21 protein-coding genes are annotated in these 18385 nt (G+C 59.4%); 10 read left to right on the forward strand and 11 right to left on the reverse strand.

Annotation, left to right across the window (positions count from 1 at the left end):
• Position 1: 1 nt before the first annotated feature.
• The gene (locus tag N5D22_RS05090) at positions 2 to 877 is read right to left on the reverse strand and encodes a DMT family transporter (RefSeq protein WP_279654686.1); all 876 of its coding nucleotides are present in this window, start codon (positions 875 to 877) and stop codon (positions 2 to 4) included.
• A 117-nt stretch (positions 878 to 994) separates the two neighbouring features.
• On the opposite strand from N5D22_RS05090, the gene N5D22_RS05095 reads away from it, so the two are divergent.
• Together N5D22_RS05095 and N5D22_RS05100 are read left to right on the forward strand one after the other, a co-directional pair.
• Entirely contained in the window at positions 995 to 2464 is a 1470-nt protein-coding gene (locus N5D22_RS05095) for a PLP-dependent aminotransferase family protein (protein ID WP_279654687.1), read from the forward strand.
• Positions 2465 to 2479: 15 nt separating this feature from the next.
• Positions 2480 to 2797, forward strand: coding sequence for a hypothetical protein (locus tag N5D22_RS05100; RefSeq protein WP_003524488.1), 318 nt, complete (start codon positions 2480 to 2482; stop codon positions 2795 to 2797).
• A 77-nt stretch (positions 2798 to 2874) separates the two neighbouring features.
• Here the strand turns inward: N5D22_RS05100 and N5D22_RS05105 are convergent, their stop codons facing one another.
• The gene (locus N5D22_RS05105) at positions 2875 to 3333 is read right to left on the reverse strand and encodes an Rrf2 family transcriptional regulator (RefSeq protein WP_279654689.1); all 459 of its coding nucleotides are present in this window, start codon (positions 3331 to 3333) and stop codon (positions 2875 to 2877) included.
• Between the two features lie 154 nt (positions 3334 to 3487).
• Between N5D22_RS05105 and N5D22_RS05110 the strand changes: the two genes are divergently transcribed.
• Positions 3488 to 4381 (forward strand): NAD(P)/FAD-dependent oxidoreductase, encoded by an 894-nt coding sequence (locus N5D22_RS05110; RefSeq protein ID WP_279654690.1) that lies wholly within the window; start codon positions 3488 to 3490, stop codon positions 4379 to 4381.
• On the opposite strand, the gene N5D22_RS05115 is transcribed toward N5D22_RS05110, so the two are convergent.
• On the reverse strand, positions 4378 to 5211 hold the full coding sequence (locus N5D22_RS05115) for an AraC family transcriptional regulator (RefSeq protein ID WP_279654691.1): 834 nt from the start codon (positions 5209 to 5211) through the stop codon (positions 4378 to 4380). The genes N5D22_RS05110 and N5D22_RS05115 overlap by 4 nt on opposite strands.
• A gap of 37 nt (positions 5212 to 5248) precedes the next feature.
• Between N5D22_RS05115 and N5D22_RS05120 the strand changes: the two genes are divergently transcribed.
• Positions 5249 to 5656: a DUF2000 family protein gene (locus N5D22_RS05120; protein ID WP_279654692.1), complete on the forward strand. Its 408-nt coding sequence runs from the start codon at positions 5249 to 5251 to the stop codon at positions 5654 to 5656.
• A gap of 69 nt (positions 5657 to 5725) precedes the next feature.
• On the opposite strand, the gene lepA is transcribed toward N5D22_RS05120, so the two are convergent.
• The 3 genes from lepA to N5D22_RS05135 form a co-directional block, all read right to left on the reverse strand.
• Complete coding sequence (lepA, locus tag N5D22_RS05125) at positions 5726 to 7564, reverse strand: translation elongation factor 4 (RefSeq protein ID WP_279655038.1); 1839 nt, start codon at positions 7562 to 7564, stop codon at positions 5726 to 5728.
• Between the two features lie 61 nt (positions 7565 to 7625).
• The gene (locus N5D22_RS05130; protein WP_279654693.1) at positions 7626 to 8495 is read right to left on the reverse strand and encodes a carbon-nitrogen hydrolase family protein; all 870 of its coding nucleotides are present in this window, start codon (positions 8493 to 8495) and stop codon (positions 7626 to 7628) included.
• Complete coding sequence (locus tag N5D22_RS05135; protein ID WP_279654694.1) at positions 8492 to 9100, reverse strand: GNAT family N-acetyltransferase; 609 nt, start codon at positions 9098 to 9100, stop codon at positions 8492 to 8494. The genes N5D22_RS05130 and N5D22_RS05135 overlap by 4 nt, the downstream gene beginning before the upstream one ends.
• A 73-nt stretch (positions 9101 to 9173) precedes the next feature.
• On the opposite strand from N5D22_RS05135, the gene N5D22_RS05140 reads away from it, so the two are divergent.
• The 3 genes from N5D22_RS05140 to N5D22_RS05150 all read left to right on the forward strand — a co-directional run bounded on the left by N5D22_RS05140 (position 9174) and on the right by N5D22_RS05150 (position 10790).
• The gene (locus N5D22_RS05140; protein ID WP_279654695.1) at positions 9174 to 9575 is read left to right on the forward strand and encodes a ketosteroid isomerase-related protein; all 402 of its coding nucleotides are present in this window, start codon (positions 9174 to 9176) and stop codon (positions 9573 to 9575) included.
• Positions 9576 to 9673: 98 nt separating this feature from the next.
• Positions 9674 to 10252, forward strand: a complete 579-nt coding sequence (locus N5D22_RS05145; RefSeq protein ID WP_279655039.1) for a helix-turn-helix domain-containing protein — start codon at positions 9674 to 9676, stop codon at positions 10250 to 10252.
• A 19-nt stretch (positions 10253 to 10271) separates the two neighbouring features.
• A complete protein-coding gene (locus N5D22_RS05150; protein WP_279654696.1) occupies positions 10272 to 10790 on the forward strand; it encodes a GNAT family N-acetyltransferase in 519 nt (172 codons plus the stop codon).
• Between the two features lie 18 nt (positions 10791 to 10808).
• Here the strand turns inward: N5D22_RS05150 and N5D22_RS05155 are convergent, their stop codons facing one another.
• A complete protein-coding gene (locus tag N5D22_RS05155; RefSeq protein ID WP_279654697.1) occupies positions 10809 to 11882 on the reverse strand; it encodes an alpha/beta fold hydrolase in 1074 nt (357 codons plus the stop codon).
• Positions 11883 to 12025: 143 nt separating this feature from the next.
• Here N5D22_RS05155 and N5D22_RS05160 point away from each other — a divergent pair, with 143 nt between their 5' ends.
• Entirely contained in the window at positions 12026 to 13120 is a 1095-nt protein-coding gene (locus N5D22_RS05160) for an AraC family transcriptional regulator (RefSeq protein ID WP_279654698.1), read from the forward strand.
• Between the two features lie 6 nt (positions 13121 to 13126).
• Here the strand turns inward: N5D22_RS05160 and N5D22_RS05165 are convergent, their stop codons facing one another.
• Positions 13127 to 14230 (reverse strand): TRAP transporter substrate-binding protein, encoded by a 1104-nt coding sequence (locus N5D22_RS05165; RefSeq protein WP_279654699.1) that lies wholly within the window; start codon positions 14228 to 14230, stop codon positions 13127 to 13129.
• A 179-nt stretch (positions 14231 to 14409) separates the two neighbouring features.
• Positions 14410 to 14883: a truncated hemoglobin gene (locus N5D22_RS05170; protein ID WP_279654700.1), complete on the reverse strand. Its 474-nt coding sequence runs from the start codon at positions 14881 to 14883 to the stop codon at positions 14410 to 14412.
• A 139-nt stretch (positions 14884 to 15022) separates the two neighbouring features.
• Between N5D22_RS05170 and mbfA the strand changes: the two genes are divergently transcribed.
• The gene (gene mbfA, locus N5D22_RS05175) at positions 15023 to 16006 is read left to right on the forward strand and encodes an iron exporter MbfA (RefSeq protein WP_279654701.1); all 984 of its coding nucleotides are present in this window, start codon (positions 15023 to 15025) and stop codon (positions 16004 to 16006) included.
• Between the two features lie 56 nt (positions 16007 to 16062).
• On the opposite strand, the gene N5D22_RS05180 is transcribed toward mbfA, so the two are convergent.
• On the reverse strand, positions 16063 to 16677 hold the full coding sequence (locus N5D22_RS05180; RefSeq protein ID WP_279654702.1) for a transglutaminase-like cysteine peptidase: 615 nt from the start codon (positions 16675 to 16677) through the stop codon (positions 16063 to 16065).
• A gap of 117 nt (positions 16678 to 16794) precedes the next feature.
• Complete coding sequence (locus N5D22_RS05185; RefSeq protein WP_279654703.1) at positions 16795 to 17583, reverse strand: alpha/beta fold hydrolase; 789 nt, start codon at positions 17581 to 17583, stop codon at positions 16795 to 16797.
• A gap of 187 nt (positions 17584 to 17770) precedes the next feature.
• Here N5D22_RS05185 and infC point away from each other — a divergent pair, with 187 nt between their 5' ends.
• Entirely contained in the window at positions 17771 to 18307 is a 537-nt protein-coding gene (infC, locus tag N5D22_RS05190) for a translation initiation factor IF-3 (RefSeq protein WP_078051391.1), read from the forward strand.
• Positions 18308 to 18385: the final 78 nt, after the last annotated feature.

Below are 18385 nucleotides of genomic sequence, written 5' to 3' on the forward strand. Positions count from 1 at the left end.
GTCAGCGCGCGAATTTTCGGGCTCCCGCAACACAGAGCACCACCACCAGCGTAACGCCGATCATGGCGGGGCTCACCTCCTCGTGCAGCAGGGTTGCGGCAAGCGCCAGTCCGAAAAAGGGCTGGAGAAGCTGCAGCTGTCCCACCGCGGCGATGCCGCCAAGCGCCAGCCCGCGATACCAGAAGATGAAGCCGATCAGCATGCTGAACAGCGAAACATAGGCAAGGCCACCCCATGCCTGCGGATCGATGCCGGCAAGTGTTTCCGGACCGGTGATGAAGGCAAGCGGCAGCATCACCGGCAGGGAGAGAACCAGCGCCCAGGAAATGACCTGCCAGCCGCCCAGCTTGCGGGAAAGGGCGGCCCCCTCCGCATAACCGAGCCCGCAGACGATAATTGCGCCGAGCATCAGAAGATCGCCGGCAAGCGAGGCCTCGATCCCGGCAGCAAACGAATTCGAGAGCGAAAAGCCCGCAACAAGCACGCTGCCCAGACAGGAAAACAGCCAGAAGACCGGGCGTGGACGTTCACTGCCGCGCAATACGGCAAAGATTGCGGTTGCGAGCGGCAGCAGCCCCACGAAAACGATGGAATGCGCCGAGGTAACGTGCCGCAGGGCGAGCGCGGTCAATAGCGGGAAACCCACGACGACACCAAGCGAGACGATAAAAAGCGATGTCAGGTCATCGCGCGCTGGACGCCTTTGCCTGAACAGAAACAGTAGCGCGAGCGCCAGCAGGCCGGCAATGCTGGCGCGGGCAACGGTCAGGAACACCGGATCGAAACCCGTCACCGCAAGGCGTGTCGCGGGCAGCGAACCGCTGAATATCACCACGCCCGCCAGTCCGTTCAGCCAGCCACTTGTCGTCTTGTCCATTGTCAACTCCTGCGCTTTTGCCTTTCTTGATCCCGAATGGCTGGCGGGAACAGCGACAATCCTATACAATTTCAAGAAACTGTTATGGTTTTGAAAGCGATACGGTTGGAGGCAAATGTGGACGGAAAGGTCGCGCCGGGCACGCGCATAGAAAAAGTGATGGCAAGTGTGCGGCAGCGCATCGCCTCGCGCAGTCTCGTGCCGGGCGCACGTCTGCCGTCGGTCAGGGCGCTGGCGAAGACCATGCAGGTTTCCACCTCCACCATTGTCGAGGCCTACGACCGGCTTGTTGCGGATGGTACGATAAGCTCGCGTCCCGGTTCCGGTTTTTTCGTTTCGGGCCCGCTCGCACCGCTCTCGCTCGCCGATATCGAGCCGCAGCTCGACAGGGCTGTAGACCCGTTATGGGTCTCGCGGCAGGCGCTGGATGAAGGTTCCGTTCTCGCCAAACCCGGTTGCGGCTGGCTTCCCGTATCGTGGATGCCGCAGGAAGCGTTGAGGCGGGCGATGCGCGGGCTTGCCCGGGCCGACGCCGCCCTGCTGACGGATTACGGCAGCCCGATGGGGCTGCTGCCATTGCGCCAGCTCCTGTCACGCCGGCTGGCCGAACACGGGGTGCAGGCCGGCGCCAGCCAGATCATGCTCACCGATTCCGGCACGCAGGCGATCGATCTTCTGTGCCGTTTCCTGCTGCAGCCGGGGGATACGGTTGTTGTCGATGACCCCTGCTATTTCAATTTCCACGCCCTCCTGCGGGCGCACCGGGTGAAGATCGTTGGCGTTCCCTACACGCCGACCGGACCGGATCTGGTGCTTTTCGAACAGGCGCTTAAAGACCATCAGCCCCGGCTTTATATCACCAACTCCGCCATCCATAATCCGACAGGTGCAAGGCTTTCCGCCGTTTCCGCCCATCGCCTGTTGATGCTCGCCGAACAGGTGGGGCTGACCGTCATCGAGGATGATATTTTTGCCGATTTCGAAACCCAGGCCGCGCCCCGGCTGGCGGCCTTCGATGGTCTGAACCGCGTCGTCCAGATAGGCAGTTTTTCAAAAACACTATCGGCCTCCGTGCGGTGCGGTTTCATCGCGGCACCCATGGCATGGGTGGAGGCCCTGACCGATCTCAAGATCGCCACCGCTTTCGGCGGAACGCATTTTTCGGCGGCGTTGATCCTCTCGCTTTTGACCGATGGCAGTTACCGCAAGCATGTCGAGGCGCTGAGGCAGCGTCTTGCAGCGGCGATGCCGGAGGCGGCGGCGCGTCTGAGGTCGATCGGATGTGTGCCGTGGATCGAACCGCAGGCGGGCATGTTCCTATGGTGCCGCCTGCCGGACGGGGCGGACGCTGCCGATGTGGCGCGCCGGGCGCTTTCACAGCAGGTGGTGCTTGCCCCCGGCAATGTGTTCAGCTCCTCGCAGAATGCTTCCGGTTTCATGCGTTTCAACGTGTCGCAGATGGCCGGTCCGCAGGTCATGGCGGTGCTGGCGGAAGCGCTTCGGCAAGGGCCCGAACATCGCCCGTCGGAGGCGTTCTGTACGGGATCGGAACAAAATCCCGTGAACGCCGTTTTCTCCGCAGAATGAAGAGGAGGAAACACCATGACATTCGATCCCAACAACCCGCGTCCGGACCGCGATCTTCGTCCGGAAGTGAATATCAGCAATGAACCGCGTGCCCGCACGTCGTCGTCCTGGGTGCCGTGGTTGGCGATCATCGTCGTTGTATTGGTGGGCGTTTTCGCCTGGTCGCAGATGAGCGGCCCGACCACCGATCCGGCCACGACATCCTCCACCACGCCGCCTGCGGCAACGGATCAGGCACCGGCGCCCATGGCTCCGACCGCTCCGGCAACACCGCCTGCGAACAACACCGCACCGGCAAGCCCGAATACGGGCGGCACGCAGACCCAGCCGTAACGGGCTTACTGATATGATAAAACCGCCTGCCTCCGGGCAGGCGGTTTTTCTTTGCGACAGGCGGTCCTTATCCGCCCCTAAAGCTGCTCCATCGCGGAAGGGTGGTTGGAAACCCTGGACCAGCGGCTGATCGATTCCTGCGCAAGCTGCGAGAGAGCAATGCTTCCGAAACGGGACAGCAAAATATCTTCCGCTTCCTTCATGGCGTCGAAAAGTGCTGCATTGACGGCCTGTTCGATGACGCAGTTCGGGTTGTCGCCCGCCAGCCCGATCGAGAACAGTTCCGGTGCGCCAAGCGCCCGGTAAATATCGAGCAGCGTGATTTCGCTGAGCGGCCGCGCCAGCAGCCACCCGCCGCCATGGCCTTTTTCCGACGAGACATAACCATGCTCGCGCAAGCCGGCCATTGTCCTGCGCACCACCACCGGATTGGTCTGAAGCATCGCCGCGATGCTCTCGGATGTCGCCGCACCCTTATGATTTTCCATATGGATCAGAATATGCAGCACCCGTGAAAGGCGCGTGTCGTGTCTCATTGTCCAAACCCGTCTGTTTACACCGAAGCTATCACTTTCGAGGTGACGTAACAATATAAGTTGCGTGACTATTGACTCCGAAAATCACGTAACAATATAAGTGTCGTGAATTGAACGGGCACTTCCGCCTCTTTCCTGAAACGATGGGTGCATCATGAAATTCGACGTCATCATTATCGGCGGCAGCTATGCCGGCCTTTCCGCCGCCCTGCAGCTTGGCCGCGCCAGAAAAAACATTCTGGTGGTGGACGCCGGTGAACGGAGAAACCGTTTCGCCAACCATTCCCACGGTTTTCTCGGCCAGGACGGCAAGGCGCCGGGCGAGATCATCGCCGAGGCGCGCCGCCAGATCGAACGTTACCCGACCATAGATTGGATCGAGGGCAGGGTGACAGATACCGAAGGCTCCTTTGGCGATTTTGTAGTCGAGATCGATGGCAAACGCCGTGAGACAGCGGACCGGCTGATCCTCGCCATGGGAGTCACCGATGAATTGCCTGCCATTGTCGGGCTGAAAGACCGTTGGGGTTCTTCAGTCTTCCATTGCCCCTATTGCCATGGTTACGAACTCAATCAGGAAAAGATCGGCGTCATCGCTGCTTCACCTTTGGCCATTCACCACGCATTGATGCTGCCCGACTGGGGCGAGACGACCTTTTTCACCAATGGCGTATTCGAGCCGGATGGGGATCAGCATTCGATGCTTGCAGCACGTGGCGTCCGGGTGGAAACAACCGGCATCAGGGAAATTGCGGGGCCTGCGGATGTTGTGCTGACGGATGGACGCAGCATTGCCTTGGCCGGCCTTTTCACCCAGCCGAAATTGCGGATCACCTCCGACTGGATTGAAAAACTCGGCTGTAAGATCGAGGAGGGGCCGATGGGATCGACCATCGTCACTGACCCGATGAAGCAGACCACCGTCCGCGGCATCTTCGCCTGCGGGGATGTGGCAAGACCCGCCGGTTCGGTTGCCCTTGCGGTGGGCGACGGCGCGATGGCGGGCGCTGCGGCTCACCGGTCGATCCTGTTTCCGGAAATGCACTAGTATGAGACAAGGCTCAGCCAGCGGCCGGGAGGCATGCCGAAGGCGTTTTTGAAATGCCGGGTGAAATGCGCCTGATCCGCAAAGCCGCAGGCAAAGGCCGTTTCGGCAAGGCCCGTACCCGCGCGCATCATCGCCTTGCATTTCTGCAGCCGGCGCATGATGAGATACCGGTGCGGGCTGGTGCCGAACAGGCAGCGAAAGTGCCGGAAGAGCGTGAAGCGGTCGAGCCCGCTTATCTGTTCCAGTTCTTCAGAGCCAACGGTGTCCGCGCTATTCTCCAGCAGATAGTCCCGGCACCGCAAAACGGCGGCGCGGTTGATCCGCCTGATGGGTTTGACGCTCCCGTTCGAGTGTTTCCAGAGTAGATCGGAAAGCCGGGACTGCCAGTCGATGAGAAGCAGATTGTCCGGTTCTCCGTCGAGATTTCCGAGTGCCTCGATCAGGCATTGGCGGAATTCCTGGTCCTCAATGACGGCGCTTCTGGCAAAGGGCAGCGCGCTGCAGCCCGCCTCCGTCGTTTTTTCCGGTGGGAGGTAGAGCATGCGATAGTGCAAGCCCTCATCCGTGCCTGCGCCCCCATCGTGAACTTCATCGGGATGCAGAACGATGACATTTCCCGGCATGCTGAAATGCGATGTGCCGCGATAGGAAAAGGTCTGGACGCCAGAAAGCGTGACGCCGAGCGCATAGGTATCATGGCGATGCGGCGCATAGGCGTTGCCGTGAAAACGCGCATCTATTCGTTCTATCCCTTCGCTGGACGGGGCTTGAACGATCCCCTCGAATTTGCACGAACGTTCAAGATCGCTGCTGCCCCGCGGCGCTAGCATCGCTTTTCTTTCGTAACCACAGCCAGATTGAGTTCGCATGTTTGATACCAAGATCGCCATCATTCTTCGTGATGACCTTGCCGTATGGCAAAAACTGAACGTCACCGCATTCCTCATGTCCGGTATCGTCGCCCAGACACGAGAGATCATCGGGGAACCATACCGCGACGGAGCCGGCAACGTCTACAATCCCCTGTCCATCCAGCCCATTGTCGTCATGGCCACCGATCAGGAGACGCTGCGCAAAATCCATCAGCGATCCCTCGAGCGCAACGTTACGACATCGCTTTATATCGAGGAAATGTTCGCCACCGGGCACGATGTCGCCAATCGCCAGGTATTTTCGGAGTTTTCTCCTGGCAACGCCAAGGTGGTCGGCATGGCGCTGAGGGCCGACAGGAAGATCGTCGACAAGATCACCAAGGGCGCAAAGCTGCACGCATGATAGAAGCCTAAACGTAAAAGGGAGGCGATGGGCCTCCCTTCAATCGCGATGGCAATATGATTTTGCCGCTTATTCGTCGTTCATCTTCAAAGCGGCGATGAAGGCTTCCTGTGGAATCTCCACCTTGCCGAACTGGCGCATGCGCTTCTTGCCTTCCTTCTGCTTGTCCAGAAGCTTGCGTTTACGCGTCGCGTCGCCGCCATAACACTTCGCCGTCACGTCCTTGCGCAGCGCGCGCACGGTTTCGCGGGCGATGACCTTGCCGCCGATGGCCGCCTGGATCGGGATCTGGAACATGTGCGGCGGAATGAGTTCCTTCAGCTTTTCGCACATGCCGCGCCCGCGCCGGTCGGCCGCCGAGCGGTGCACCAGCATGGAGAGCGCATCGACAGGATCGCCATTGACGAGGATCGACATCTTGACGAGATCGCCTTCGCGATAGTCGATGATGTTGTAGTCGAAGGACGCGTAACCCTTGGAGATGGATTTCAGCCGGTCGTAGAAATCGAACACCACTTCGTTGAGCGGCAGTTCATAGGTAATCATCGCGCGGTTGCCGACATAGGTCAGCTCCGTCTGCAGGCCGCGCCGGTCCTGACAGAGTTTCAGGATGCCGCCGAGATATTCGTCCGGCGTCATGATCGTCGCCTTGATCCACGGCTCGCGGATTTCCTTGATCTTCACAACGTCGGGCATGTCGGCCGGGTTGTGAAGTTCCTTTTCCGTGCCATCGGTCAGCGTCATTTCATAAACGACCGAAGGTGCGGTGGCGACGAGATCGAGATTGAACTCGCGCTCCAGACGTTCCTGAATGATTTCGAGGTGCAAGAGACCGAGGAAGCCGCAGCGGAAACCGAAACCGAGAGCGGCCGACGATTCCATTTCGAAGGAGAAGGAGGCGTCGTTGAGACGAAGCTTGCCAACCGCCGCGCGCAAATCTTCGAAGTCGGCGGCATCGACCGGGAACAGGCCGCAGAACACCACGGGCTGCGCGGGCTTGAAGCCGGGCAGGGCCTGCGCCGTCGGGCGCTTGTCGTCGGTGATGGTATCGCCAACACGGGTATCGGCGACTTCCTTGATCGAGGCGGTGATGAAGCCGATCTCGCCGGGGCCGAGGCTGTCGACATTGACCATCTTCGGGGTCAGCACGCCGACGCGCTCGATGCCGTATTTCGCGCCCGAACCCATCATGCGGATCTGCTGGCCTTTGCTCAGCACGCCATCGATGACGCGCACAAGAACCATGACGCCGAGATAGGTGTCGTACCAGCTGTCGACCAGCAGCGCCTTCAGCGGTCCGTTTTCGCCGGCTTCGCTCTTCGGCGGCGGCAGACGGTGGACGATGGCTTCCAGAACATCGGGAATGCCAAGACCGGTCTTGGCGGAAATCATCACGGCGTCGGAGGCGTCGATGCCGATCACCTCTTCGATCTGTTCCTTGATGCGGTCGGGCTCGGCCGCCGGCAGGTCGATCTTGTTGAGCACGGTGACCAGCTCGTGATTGTTGTCGATGGCCTGATAAACGTTGGCGAGCGTCTGGGCTTCCACGCCCTGCGATGCGTCGACCACCAGCAGCGAACCTTCACAGGCCGAAAGCGAACGGGACACTTCGTAGGCGAAGTCGACGTGGCCGGGCGTGTCGATGAGGTTCAGCACATAGGTCTCACCGTTATTCGCCTTATAGTGCAGGCGCACGGTCTGGGCCTTGATGGTGATGCCGCGCTCGCGCTCGATATCCATCGAATCGAGAACCTGTTCCGACATGTCGCGTTCGGCAAGGCCGCCCGTTGACTGGATCAACCGGTCGGCCAGCGTCGATTTGCCATGATCGATGTGGGCAACGATCGAGAAGTTGCGGATATGGTCCAGGGGCGTGCGGGTCGAATTTGTGCTCATGTCCCGCGCTATAGCAGGGGCTTGTCACACCGCAAAGCGGGAATTTGGTTAAAAGCCTTTTAAAATGGGCTTTTTAGATCGCAAATTGCTCCGGCCAGTCGCGGCGGGTGGCAACCTGTCCTTCGGTGCGGAGCCTTGCGACGGCGGCAAGATCGATATCGGCGATCAGCAGAGAGCTTTGCGTGACCGCATCACGCTCGCTTTCCGCAACGATGCCGGATGCCGGCATGCCGTAGTCGGAGGGCACGTAAAGGGCGGCGCGGCCGCGATTTTCATCGACGGCGGGAGACCAGGGGGCCTCGCCCGCAGTGGGGGAGGAGAGGATGGCATATTGGTTTTCCAATGCCCGGGCCTGCGCGCCGATGCGTACCCGGTAGGCGCCTGCCAGCGTATCGGTGCAACTTGGCGCGAGAACGAGTTCGACGCCGAGCTCCGCCAGTCTGCGGCCCAGCATCGGGAACTCGTTGTCGTAACAGATCAAGATGCCCAGCCTGCCAATCGGCGTCTCGAAGGCTTTCAGGCCCTCGACGCCGGCATGAATGTTCCATTGCTCCCGCTCGAAGCGGGTCATGATCTGCTTGTCCTGATAACCGATCAGCCCATCCGGGCCGAACAGCCATGCGCGGTTGCGGAACTTGCCGTCGGGGTCCTTCACCGGTGCGCTGCCTGGCTGGAAAAGGATTTGATGTTGCCGCGCCAGCTCCTCGCAAAGCTCTACCCAGGAAGGGATCAACGGCTGTATCTCTTCGATGGAACGATGCAGATCGGAGCGCGCGGCGGGCGGCAATTGCCCGGTTAGCGCCATGGCTGAATATTCAGGAAGCAGCAGCAACTCAGCGCCTTTTTCCTTCGCCTCGCGAACGATGGCGGAGAGATGCGCGGCATAAGCCTCCCATGTCTCGATCAGCTCGATGGCATATTGGCTAGCGGCGAGGCGCGTCATTTGTCTCCGTCTCCGGCAGGAATCATCTTTATCCAGAAGGACAGGGGTTTCGGGCTTTCGGCGCTCTCGTCGAGGTCCTGCCATGTGAAGCTGGTGCGCAGTTCGGGGTGATGGCGATAACCGCGCTTTTCCCAGAAGGCATTGAGCGGCACGTAATCCGCGGGCCGGCGGGGATGGTCGGCGGGCCGCTCGACCGCGCAGAAAGTGCAACGGTTAAAGCCGAGCCGCTTTGCGTGCGCCTCCCGCTCCTCGAAGAAGCGCACGCCTATCCCGTGCCCGCGATAGCCGGGCAGCAGCACGCTTTCACCGAAGTAAAATATCCGGTCCGGATCGTAACCCGCTTCGACAAAGGGCGTCTTCACCTCGTCGGTCTCCGCCGCCATCGGCAGGCCGGTCGACATGCCGACCACTTTGCCGTCATCGAGCGCCAGCACGAGGACCGCGCCGTCCGTATTGGCATAGGTCGCAAGATATTTGCGCTCATAATCCAGTGAGCCGTCATAGAGATAGGGAAAGGCGCGAAATACTTCGATCCGCAGGCGCGCGAGGTCATCGAAATAGGGCGTGGCGTCAATGCCGGAAAGAGATTTGATTTCGACGGTCATGGGCATTTTCACTTTCGGTTGCACTGGTTATACCGTCATGGAAAACCCGCGCAAGCATTGAACGGAGAAGACGATGACCGCTGCCGAGACCATCCGCGCCTATTACGAAGCTTTCAACCGTCAGGACATGGATGCCTTTCTGGCGCTTCTTCACGATGAGGTGGTGCACGACATCAATCAGGGCGAGCGCCAGACCGGCAAGGCCGCCTTTGCATCCTTCATGGACCATATGAACCGCTGCTACAGGGAAAACCTCACCGATATGGTGATCATGGCGAGCGAAGACGGCAAGCGTGCTTCCGCGGAATTCATCGTGAACGGTGAATATCTCGCAACGGATGAAGGTTTGCCGGAAGCCGATGGCCAGAAATACGTCCTGCCGGCCGGTGCCTTTTTCGACCTCAAGGACGGAAAAGTTATCCGGGTAACGAACTACTATAATCTGAACGACTGGATTGCCCAGGTCGGCGCTTGAGACGTTCTTTTGCCGCAAAGCAACCGGCGGCAACGGCGGCGATAATTTCCATTATCATGGATATTGACTCCATCATATGAGAATGCAATTCTCATATGATGGAAACCGAAGATCATATTCTCGAACGCTCGATCGGCGAGCGGATCAAAACATTGCGGGCTGAAAACGGCCTGACATTGGACCGCCTTGCCTCCGAATCCGGCGTCAGCCGCGCCATGATTTCCCGTATCGAGCGAGGCGAGGCGAGCCCCACGGCCTCACTGCTGGCCCGCATCTGCGCAGCCCTTGGCCTGTCGCTCTCCGGTTTCTTTGCCGAAAACGAAGAGGCTGTTTCCCCGCTGGTGAGAAAGCGTGACCAGCAGGCCTGGAAAGATCCCGAAACCGGTTATGTCCGACGCGCCATTTCCCCGCCGCGCGTGGGATCCGATGTCGATATCGTCGAGGTCGAATTTCCGGCCGGCGCGCGTGTCGGTTTTCCGCCACATGCGGCAAGCCGGGACATGACGCAATATGTCTGGCTTTTCGAAGGTGTGCTGGAAATGACGAGCGGTGGAGACATTCACCGGCTGGAGCCCGGCGATTGCCTTTTCATGCCTGTTGGAGAAGGGCATGTCTTCCACAATCCTTCCGAAAAACCTGCCCGTTATGCCGTCGTGCTGGATCGAAGACAGCGCTGATTTCCCCACAGGAGTTTTCATGGCCACCATCCGCGTGTTGAACCGGGAAGAGACGATCGATGCCCTGCCCGAACTCAGCGAAGTCCTCGCCGCCTGCGTGAATGGCGGCGCTTCCGTCGGCTTCATGTTGCCCTTTTCCCCGCAGGATGCCGAACCTTTCTGGCGATCCGTGGCTGAAACGGCAGGCGAGGGTGCGACCATCCATGTGGTGGCGGAAGTGGATGGCAAGGTGGTTGGTACCGTGCAGGTCGGCCTTGCCTCAAAGCCCAATCAGCCGCATCGCGGTGACCTGATGAAACTTCTCGTGCACCCGTCCGCGCGAGGCCTCGGGCTTGCCCGCAAGCTCATGCAAAGGGTGGAGGAGGAGGCGGCAAAACGCGGCCGTACACTTCTGGTGCTGGATACGGCGACGGGCAGCGATGCCGAGGCGATTTACCCTTGCCTCGGCTGGGAGCGGGTCGGCGTCATCCCCGATTACGCCCTGTTTCCGGATGGACGCTTTTGCGGCACGACCCTGTTTTACAAGCGGATCGGCTAGGCCTTTCGGACTGCCGTCTCATTGACCCAGCTTCAGCGTGCGATTGAAGGCGGCAACGATCATCGTTTCCAATTGTGCGTGAATATCCGCGCGGTCCCGCAGCCCAGCCGGTTCGCAGATGGGATCGCGTTCGCCAACGGATTTGAGGAACGCATCGGCATCCGGTTTGCACAGCTGCAGGAAGCTGAAGTGATTGGCCTCGTCCACCTGCTGATAGGTCGCGCCGGGCACTTCATCCGCGAGTTTATCCGCAAGCACGGCCGGCGGAATTTTGCCCTTGCTGCCGAGATTGATGAAGGCCAGCGGAATATCGATCTCTTTCAGGCTCTCCGGTTTGAAAGCCAGCGCAAGGCCGGGATCGACCAGTACGGCGGAGCGGATACGGGGATCGCGGTTCTGCTGCTCGAAACGGGCCTTGTCGAGCGTTCTGAGATCGAGCTTCGGCACGCTCACCGGCTCGCCATCGAGATAACCGCGGCCGCCGGCGAACCATTGGCAATCCATCATCGAAGAATAGTCCTCGCAATAGCGGGCATAGGCATCGAGATCGGCGCGCGCACCCGCGATCTCCATCGCCGCGCTGCCGCCCAGCGAAAAGCCGAGAACGCCGATCCTTTTCGTGTCGATTGCGCCTGTCCATTTGCCCTGTGCTGTCAGGGCCGTAATGATCGTGGAAAGATCACCCGTCCGTTCCCAGATTTTCGGCGTATCGGCAGGGGTGGAATCACCACTCGTGGTGCCGGGATGGTTGGTGCCGGCGACGATGAAACCTTCGCTGGCGAGCTTCGCGGCGATCCAGGCCATGCCAGCCGCTTTTGAACCTGAGCCGTGAGACAGAAGCACAAGCGGCAGTCGGCCCGGTCGCACTGCGCCATCCCTGAAAACGGGCGTGCCCTGAAAAATCCGGTCTTCGCCGGAAAGTGTCTGTGCACCCTTTCCGTCGGAAGGATACCAGATGGTGACGGCAAGGTCCTTGCCGCGGGCTGGGGAATGGATGGCGGTTTCGCTGACACCGACGGCTTCGCCTGCAAAAACCGGCTGGGTGAGAAGAGCAGAAAACAGTATGGTCGTGATAGTGGTAATGGGGCGCATGTAAACCTCGTGCGGTGAGAGAACGGAATGAAGTCTGCGCCATCACCGGTTTTCCGCGTCCTTGATCGCGTTTGAGGTCGTCCCGAAACGCGATCTGGTCCATCAATGGGCAATATAAAAGTCTCGATCAGGGGATATCGTCCGTGCTGTTCATTCCGCTGCCTTTCGTCGTGGCGCTTTTGCTGGCTGTCATGTTCATCGTTTTCTTTCGAAGCGGAGACGATGTGCGGACCAACCGGGCCTTTCTAACGCTGATCGTGCTTTGCGCGGTGCAGTCCGTCCTTGTCGGCCTTCGCTGGGGATATGGGGTCAACGAAGCGCGTTATGTCCTGCCGGTTCTCGCTGCCTGCCTGCCGCCCCTCGTCTACATTGCCTTTCGCGGATTGATGGGAGCCGGGGCGGAGAGCCGAAGAGCGATGCTTGCCAATCTCGTCCTGTCGCCCTTGTCCATCGTCATCATGGAATTCGCCTGGCCGATGGCTATCGATCTTGCGCTGATCGTCATCTTCGTCGGCCACGCCGTCGCCCTGCTTCTTCTGGGAAGAAAGGGGCCGGATGGGCTGGACGAGGCGCAATTCGCCAGCGTCACCTCGGCGCACCGGGCGCTGATTATCGCTGCCATTGCCCTGTGCGTTTCCGCCCTGTTCGATCTTCTGGTATTTTTCGATTTCGAATGGGCGCATGGACAAAATGTTGCAGCGCTGGTCAGCAATGCCAATCTTTTCGGGCTGCTGTTGATTGGCCTCATGGCCGCATTGGCCGGTGAAAGCAAAGCGCCGCGAACGGCCACCGAGCCGGTCGTGGAATTGTTGCCGCAAACGGAGCCATCGGAGCAGGACCGGGACATCATTGCAAGGGTCAATAGGCTGATGGAGACACAGGCGCTTTACCGCGACGAGAACCTCAACCTGTCGCGGCTTGCAAGACGCCTCGGCCTACCGAGCCGGCAGATATCAGGCGCGATCAACCGCTCGCTCGGCGTCAATGTCTCGCAATATGTCAACCAGCTGCGCATCCGCGAAGCCTGCCGGCTTTTGGAGGAGACGGAACAATCGGTGACGGCGATCATGCTGTCCTCCGGCTTTCAGACCAAGTCCAACTTCAATCGCGAATTTCGCCGTGTCACCGGCATGAGCCCGGTCGACTGGCGGGAGCATGAAGTGTGGAAACTGGTCTCGCCAAACAAAACGGCCACCCGGCAAATGCCGGATGACCGTCTGAAGATCGTCGGGAAATGATGGGGATCAGAGCGTGCCGTTGCGCTGCTGGATCATCATGTAGGTGTCATAGGTATATTCGGCGATCTGGGCCCAGAGATAGGCGTCCTTCTTGAAGGCCTGCTGGCTCTCATAGATCTTCTTGAAGTTCTCGTTCTTGGCCGAAACTTCCGCATAGGTGTCCTGCGCCGCCTTGTGGCAGACATCGAGGATTTCCTGGCTGAAGGGGCGCAGGATGGCGCCCTGCGCTACCAGTTCCTTCAGCGCCTTCGGGTTGCGCGCATCGTAGCGCTCCAGCATGCTGGCACTGCCGGCGGCGCAGGCGTCTTTCAGGATACGCTTGTAGTTCTCGGGCAGCTCATTGAACTTCTGCAGGTTCACGAAGGCATGCACGGCCGGGCCGCCTTCCCACCATGCCGGGTAGTAGTAATATTTTGCGACCTTGTAGAAGCCGAGCTTCTGGTCGTCATAAGGGCCGACGAATTCGGTGGCGTCGATGGTGCCCTTTTCCAGTGCGGCATAAACGTCGCCGCCGGCGATCTGCTGCGGTGTGACACCGACCTTCTGCATCACCTGGCCAGTCAGGCCGGCAATGCGCATCTTCAGGCCTTTGAGGTCATCGATGGTATTGATTTCCTTGCGGAACCAGCCGCCCATCTGGGCGCCGGTATTGCCGAGCAGGATCGAGTAGATATTGTGCTGCGCCAAGAATTCATTGAGCAGTTCATTGCCGCCGGCCTGGTTGAACCAGGCATTGGTCTGGCGTGCGTTGAGACCGAAGGGAACCGAGGTTCCGAGCGCGAAGGTCGGGTCCTTGCCGACGTAATAATAGGCGCAGGTATGCGCCATCTCGACGGTTCCGGCGGTCACCGCATCCGCTGCCTGCAGCGCCGGCACGATTTCACCGCCGGCAAAATGCTGGATGACGAAATTGCCGCCGGAGGCTTCCTTGACATGATCGGCAACGATCTGGCCTGCGCCGAAAAGAATGTCGAGGCCCTTGGTGAAGGACGACGTCATGCGCCAGGTGATCTTGGGGTTTTCCTGTGCAATGGCCGGAGCGGCCAGCGCCGTTGCGGTGACACCGGCGCCGAGAGCGCCCGCCTTGCGGATAAATGATCTGCGATCCATGTCGATAAGCCCTGATATGTCTACATATTATAGGCGAACCGCACGGTACGCCTCCCGCTGGCTACTAAACATTTATCCTTGCGGCCATCAAGAGGGAATGTCTGAAACTTGCGTGATCTTCCGCAGGGCTTAGCGATTGTTGCTTCAGTGGGCTTTTCCGTGTTCCGCAGCAGCTGCTGTTAAGGCGCGCTGCGCTTTAGGGTCGGGTCATCCAACGCAGGATTATAAAACAGTGAAAGCGTCAGGCTTCGGGCAATGCGCTCCGCCGTTTCCATAAACCAGCCATGGGCCTCTCTACTTGGCGCAATGTCATCAAGCGTGGCGGAAAACAGCGTGAGCCACTGCGGAAAAAGCTCCACCGACATACCTTGCACCCCAAGATGCGCCTGCACGGGTTTGCCGCCGTACCCGCCATTCTTGAAGGCGACGGCCGTCCAGAACTGTTTCATCCTGGCCATATGCTCCGGCCAACGCCCGGCAAGCCGTGCATCAAAAACGGGACCAAGCGTTGGGTGTTTTAAAACGCGGCTGTAAAATGTCTCCACCAGCAGGTCGATGAAATCGGCATCGACGCCGATCTCCGCCATGGCCTTTTCCGCCCTGTCCTGAATTTCCGCGCTGTGGGCGGCTCTCGCCGCAACGTTGTCCTGCATGGTGTTTCCTTTTTGGTGAATTTACCCCGCTGCGATACTGCCTGCAATGCGACCCTTTGCCTTATTAGAATTATTCTAAGATAACTTGATCCCCGTGCCGCAAGGATGTATTTAGAATTATTCTAAAAAGGTTTCAGCCATGTTTCGCAGTCTTTTTTCCCTGTCCAAACGTCCCTTTTCCTCCCTTGGTGAGCAGGAAATCCTCGCACTCGCCATTTCGTCCGAAGAAGACGATTCCCGCATCTATCGCTCCTATGCCGATCATCTGCGAGGGCAATATCCGCAATCGGCGAAGGTCTTCGAGGACATGGCGGAGGTCGAGCAGCAGCACCGAAATGTCCTGATCGACATGCATCGCCGCCGTTTCGGAGAAACCATCCCGCTGATCCGCCGCGAACATGTGCGTGGTTTTTACGAGCGCAGCCCGGACTGGCTGGTAAAGAACCTGTCGCTCGAAAAAATCCGCGCGCAGGCCGAATTGATGGAGGCCCAGGCGATCCGTTTTTACGACGAGGCCGTCAAGCGCACCACCGATGCCTCGACGCGCAAGCTTCTCGGCGATCTGGCCGAGGCGGAGCGGGGGCACGAAGACATTGCGCAGATGCTGGAGGAGAAACATCTCGATGAGGATGGCAAGACCGAAGAGGCGGAAACCGCAAGGCGGCAATTTCTTCTGACCTATGTGCAGCCGGGTCTCGCGGGTCTGATGGATGGCTCCGTCTCGACGCTGGCGCCGATCTTCGCCGCCGCCTTTGCCACACAGGACACCTGGCAGACCTTCCTCATCGGCCTTTCGGCATCCGTCGGCGCGGGTATTTCCATGGGTTTCACCGAGGCCGCCCATGATGACGGCAAGCTTTCGGGCCGCGGTTCTCCGGTCAAGCGGGGACTGGCCTCGGGCATCATGACAGCCATTGGCGGCCTCGGCCATGCGCTGCCTTATCTCATTCCGCATTTCTGGACGGCGACGGCAATCGCCGCCATCGTCGTTTTCGTGGAACTGTGGGCTATCGCCTTCATTCAGAACCGTTTCATGGAAACGCCGTTCCTGCGCGCGGTATTTCAGGTGGTCCTCGGCGGCTCGCTGGTGCTGGCGGCCGGCATCATCATCGGCAACGGGTGAAAAAAGAAAGAGCCCGCGAAAGCGGGCTCCTCTTCGATCAAACGTGACAGGAAGCGTCAGCGCAAAGCGCCAACCAGAACGTCGCGACCGTCTTCGATGGAAACCCAACGGCCCGTGTTGAAGGACGCCTGCCGCTTCAGATAGGTATAGTTGGTGTCGGTCCAGAGCTTCACGTCGTCGGTGAGATTGTCGAGAATATAATCGCCGTCGGTGGTGCGAAGCGTCAGCACCGCATGGCCCTCGCCATCCGGCTTGCGCACGACGGTAATCAGCAGATCGGCGACGGAGAAACCGCGCTCGATCAGCTTCTTGCGCTTCAGCAGCACGAAATCTTCGCAGTCGCCGGCGGTGGTGGGATATTCCCAGACTTCGTCCTTGCCGTAGATTTCCTGGTCGGTCATGGCGACGACAGTGGCATTGACGGAGGTGTTGATCTCGCGAACCACTCCCCAGCCATAGTCCGTGACGCGCGGCGGCGGCGTCATCTTGCTGCGGATGTTGCACTCGTCGGTATATTTCTGACAGAACTCATAATGGCCGATCGGCTGGGATGTGATCCCGCCCGTCACCATGGAAGGGCTTCCCTTGGTTTCCGCCATGGCGGAGGCGGCAGTCATTAGCCCGGCGGCAACTGCAAACAGCAGCGCACGCGCCAGCGGTGCGTTCATCATGAAACCCGTCCCTTAATTCTTAACGAAAAGTTAAGAGGGATAGAGGGGTGAGTCAATCGCTAGCAATCGGCGACGCGCAAGAGTCGCCGAATATGGTTAAGAGCGTTACGCAAATGCCTATATTGCAAGGGTTTTGACGGCCGCGAGCATCCTGTCGATGTCCTGCGGCCGGGAAAGCCGGTGGTCGCCGTCGCGGATCAGCGTCAGCACGACGTCGTCGGACGGAAGGTGTTCGAGCAGCTTCAGCGCATGCTGATAGGGAACATCGGGATCGCGCATGCCCTGCAGGATGTGGACGGGGCAGCCGGTGGTGATGATGCCCTGAAGCACCCGGTTCCGCTTGCCGTCTTCCATCAGCGCGTGGGTGAAGATGTTGGGCTCGGGGCTATATTCCGAATGTTCCTCGAAATAGCCCTTTTCTATGAGAGAGGCCCTTTCCGCCTCGGAAAGGCTGGGCTCTATGAGTTCCTGCGTGAAATCGGGCGCAGGCGCAATCAGGACCAGGCCGGCGACGGAGGGTGCGCTGCCCGCCCTGCGCAATTCCTCGACCATGCGCAACGCAATCCACCCGCCCATCGACGAACCGATGAGAACGACACGCGACGGCGCCTTTGCGCACACCACCGCAAGCGCCTCTTCTAGCCATCTCGAAATCGTTCCTTTCTTGAAATCGCCGCCGGAAGCGCCGTGGCCGGAATAATCGAGCCGCAGGCAGGCAAGGCCGTTTTCCGCAGCGAAACGGTCGAGTTCGATTGCCTTGGTTCCGGTCATGTCGGAGCGATAGCCGCCGAGCCACACCAGCGTGGGTGCGTCACCGCCCAAGGTCGCCGGGCGATGGAGGAAAGCAATGTCACGGCTGTCGCTGTCGGGGCCGACGCGCAGGAATTCAGCGGCTTGTTCGGTCATGTATATGCAATTCTCCTGATTTTGGTGCAACAACGGCGGCGTATTTGCAAAAACCGTGACAACAGGTGATCTTTTCGGGCAGATATGCTATTGACTTCGCCACGGCAATAACGACATTTCCGCCGCTTGTACCAAACAAGCTGTTTTTTGCTGACGTGATCCAGAAACAGATCAGGAGAATACGACCATTCGCAGACCTTTCAAAGCCGATGCCCCCGTCAAGGAGGGGCCGCGCTCCAACCGGGAAATTCGGGTTCCCAGAGTTCAGCTTATTGATGAAGAGGGCCAGAACCTCGGTAGCATGCCGACGGATCAGGCTTTGAAACTGGCGGAGGAGGCCGGTCTCGATCTCGTTGAGATTTCGCCGAACGCGGAACCGCCGGTATGCAAGATCCTCGATCTCGGCAAGCTGAAGTATTCGACCCAGAAAAAGGCCGCTGAAGCGCGCAAGAAACAGAAGATCGTCGAAGTTAAAGAAATCAAGATGCGCCCGAACATCGACACGCATGACTATGACGTGAAGATGAAGGCGATGGGCCGTTTCTTTGACGATGGCGACAAGGTGAAGGTGACGCTGAAGTTCCGCGGCCGCGAAATGGCCCACCAGGAACTCGGTATGAAGCTTCTCCTCCAGGTGAAGGAAGACACCCAGGCGATTGCCAAGGTTGAAGCCGAGCCGAAGCTCGAAGGCCGTCAGATGATGATGGTTCTCGCACCGAAATAATCTTTTTACGCGTTCACATCACTGGCGCGTATCTCACCGCAAGGGGAAATTTTCATTCCCCGTTGCGCTTTTAGCCGA

This window comes from Agrobacterium sp. GD03872 (genome assembly GCF_029840625.1).
Classification (GTDB): Bacteria; Pseudomonadota; Alphaproteobacteria; order Rhizobiales; family Rhizobiaceae; genus Agrobacterium; species Agrobacterium fabrum_A.

Coding starts and splice junctions, on each gene's coding strand:
- N5D22_RS05090 (WP_279654686.1), bottom strand. CDS start 877: ATGGACAAGACGACAAGTGGCTGGCTGAACGGACTGGCGGGCGTGGTG.
- N5D22_RS05100 (WP_003524488.1), top strand. CDS start 2,480: ATGACATTCGATCCCAACAACCCGCGTCCGGACCGCGATCTTCGTCCG.
- N5D22_RS05105 (WP_279654689.1), bottom strand. CDS start 3,333: ATGAGACACGACACGCGCCTTTCACGGGTGCTGCATATTCTGATCCAT.
- N5D22_RS05110 (WP_279654690.1), top strand. CDS start 3,488: ATGAAATTCGACGTCATCATTATCGGCGGCAGCTATGCCGGCCTTTCC.
- N5D22_RS05115 (WP_279654691.1), bottom strand. CDS start 5,211: ATGCTAGCGCCGCGGGGCAGCAGCGATCTTGAACGTTCGTGCAAATTC.
- N5D22_RS05120 (WP_279654692.1), top strand. CDS start 5,249: ATGTTTGATACCAAGATCGCCATCATTCTTCGTGATGACCTTGCCGTA.
- N5D22_RS05130 (WP_279654693.1), bottom strand. CDS start 8,495: ATGACGCGCCTCGCCGCTAGCCAATATGCCATCGAGCTGATCGAGACA.
- N5D22_RS05135 (WP_279654694.1), bottom strand. CDS start 9,100: ATGACCGTCGAAATCAAATCTCTTTCCGGCATTGACGCCACGCCCTAT.
- N5D22_RS05140 (WP_279654695.1), top strand. CDS start 9,174: ATGACCGCTGCCGAGACCATCCGCGCCTATTACGAAGCTTTCAACCGT.
- N5D22_RS05145 (WP_279655039.1), top strand. CDS start 9,674: ATGGAAACCGAAGATCATATTCTCGAACGCTCGATCGGCGAGCGGATC.
- N5D22_RS05150 (WP_279654696.1), top strand. CDS start 10,272: ATGGCCACCATCCGCGTGTTGAACCGGGAAGAGACGATCGATGCCCTG.
- N5D22_RS05155 (WP_279654697.1), bottom strand. CDS start 11,882: ATGCGCCCCATTACCACTATCACGACCATACTGTTTTCTGCTCTTCTC.
- N5D22_RS05165 (WP_279654699.1), bottom strand. CDS start 14,230: ATGGATCGCAGATCATTTATCCGCAAGGCGGGCGCTCTCGGCGCCGGT.
- N5D22_RS05170 (WP_279654700.1), bottom strand. CDS start 14,883: ATGCAGGACAACGTTGCGGCGAGAGCCGCCCACAGCGCGGAAATTCAG.
- mbfA (WP_279654701.1), top strand. CDS start 15,023: ATGTTTCGCAGTCTTTTTTCCCTGTCCAAACGTCCCTTTTCCTCCCTT.
- N5D22_RS05180 (WP_279654702.1), bottom strand. CDS start 16,677: ATGATGAACGCACCGCTGGCGCGTGCGCTGCTGTTTGCAGTTGCCGCC.
- N5D22_RS05185 (WP_279654703.1), bottom strand. CDS start 17,583: ATGACCGAACAAGCCGCTGAATTCCTGCGCGTCGGCCCCGACAGCGAC.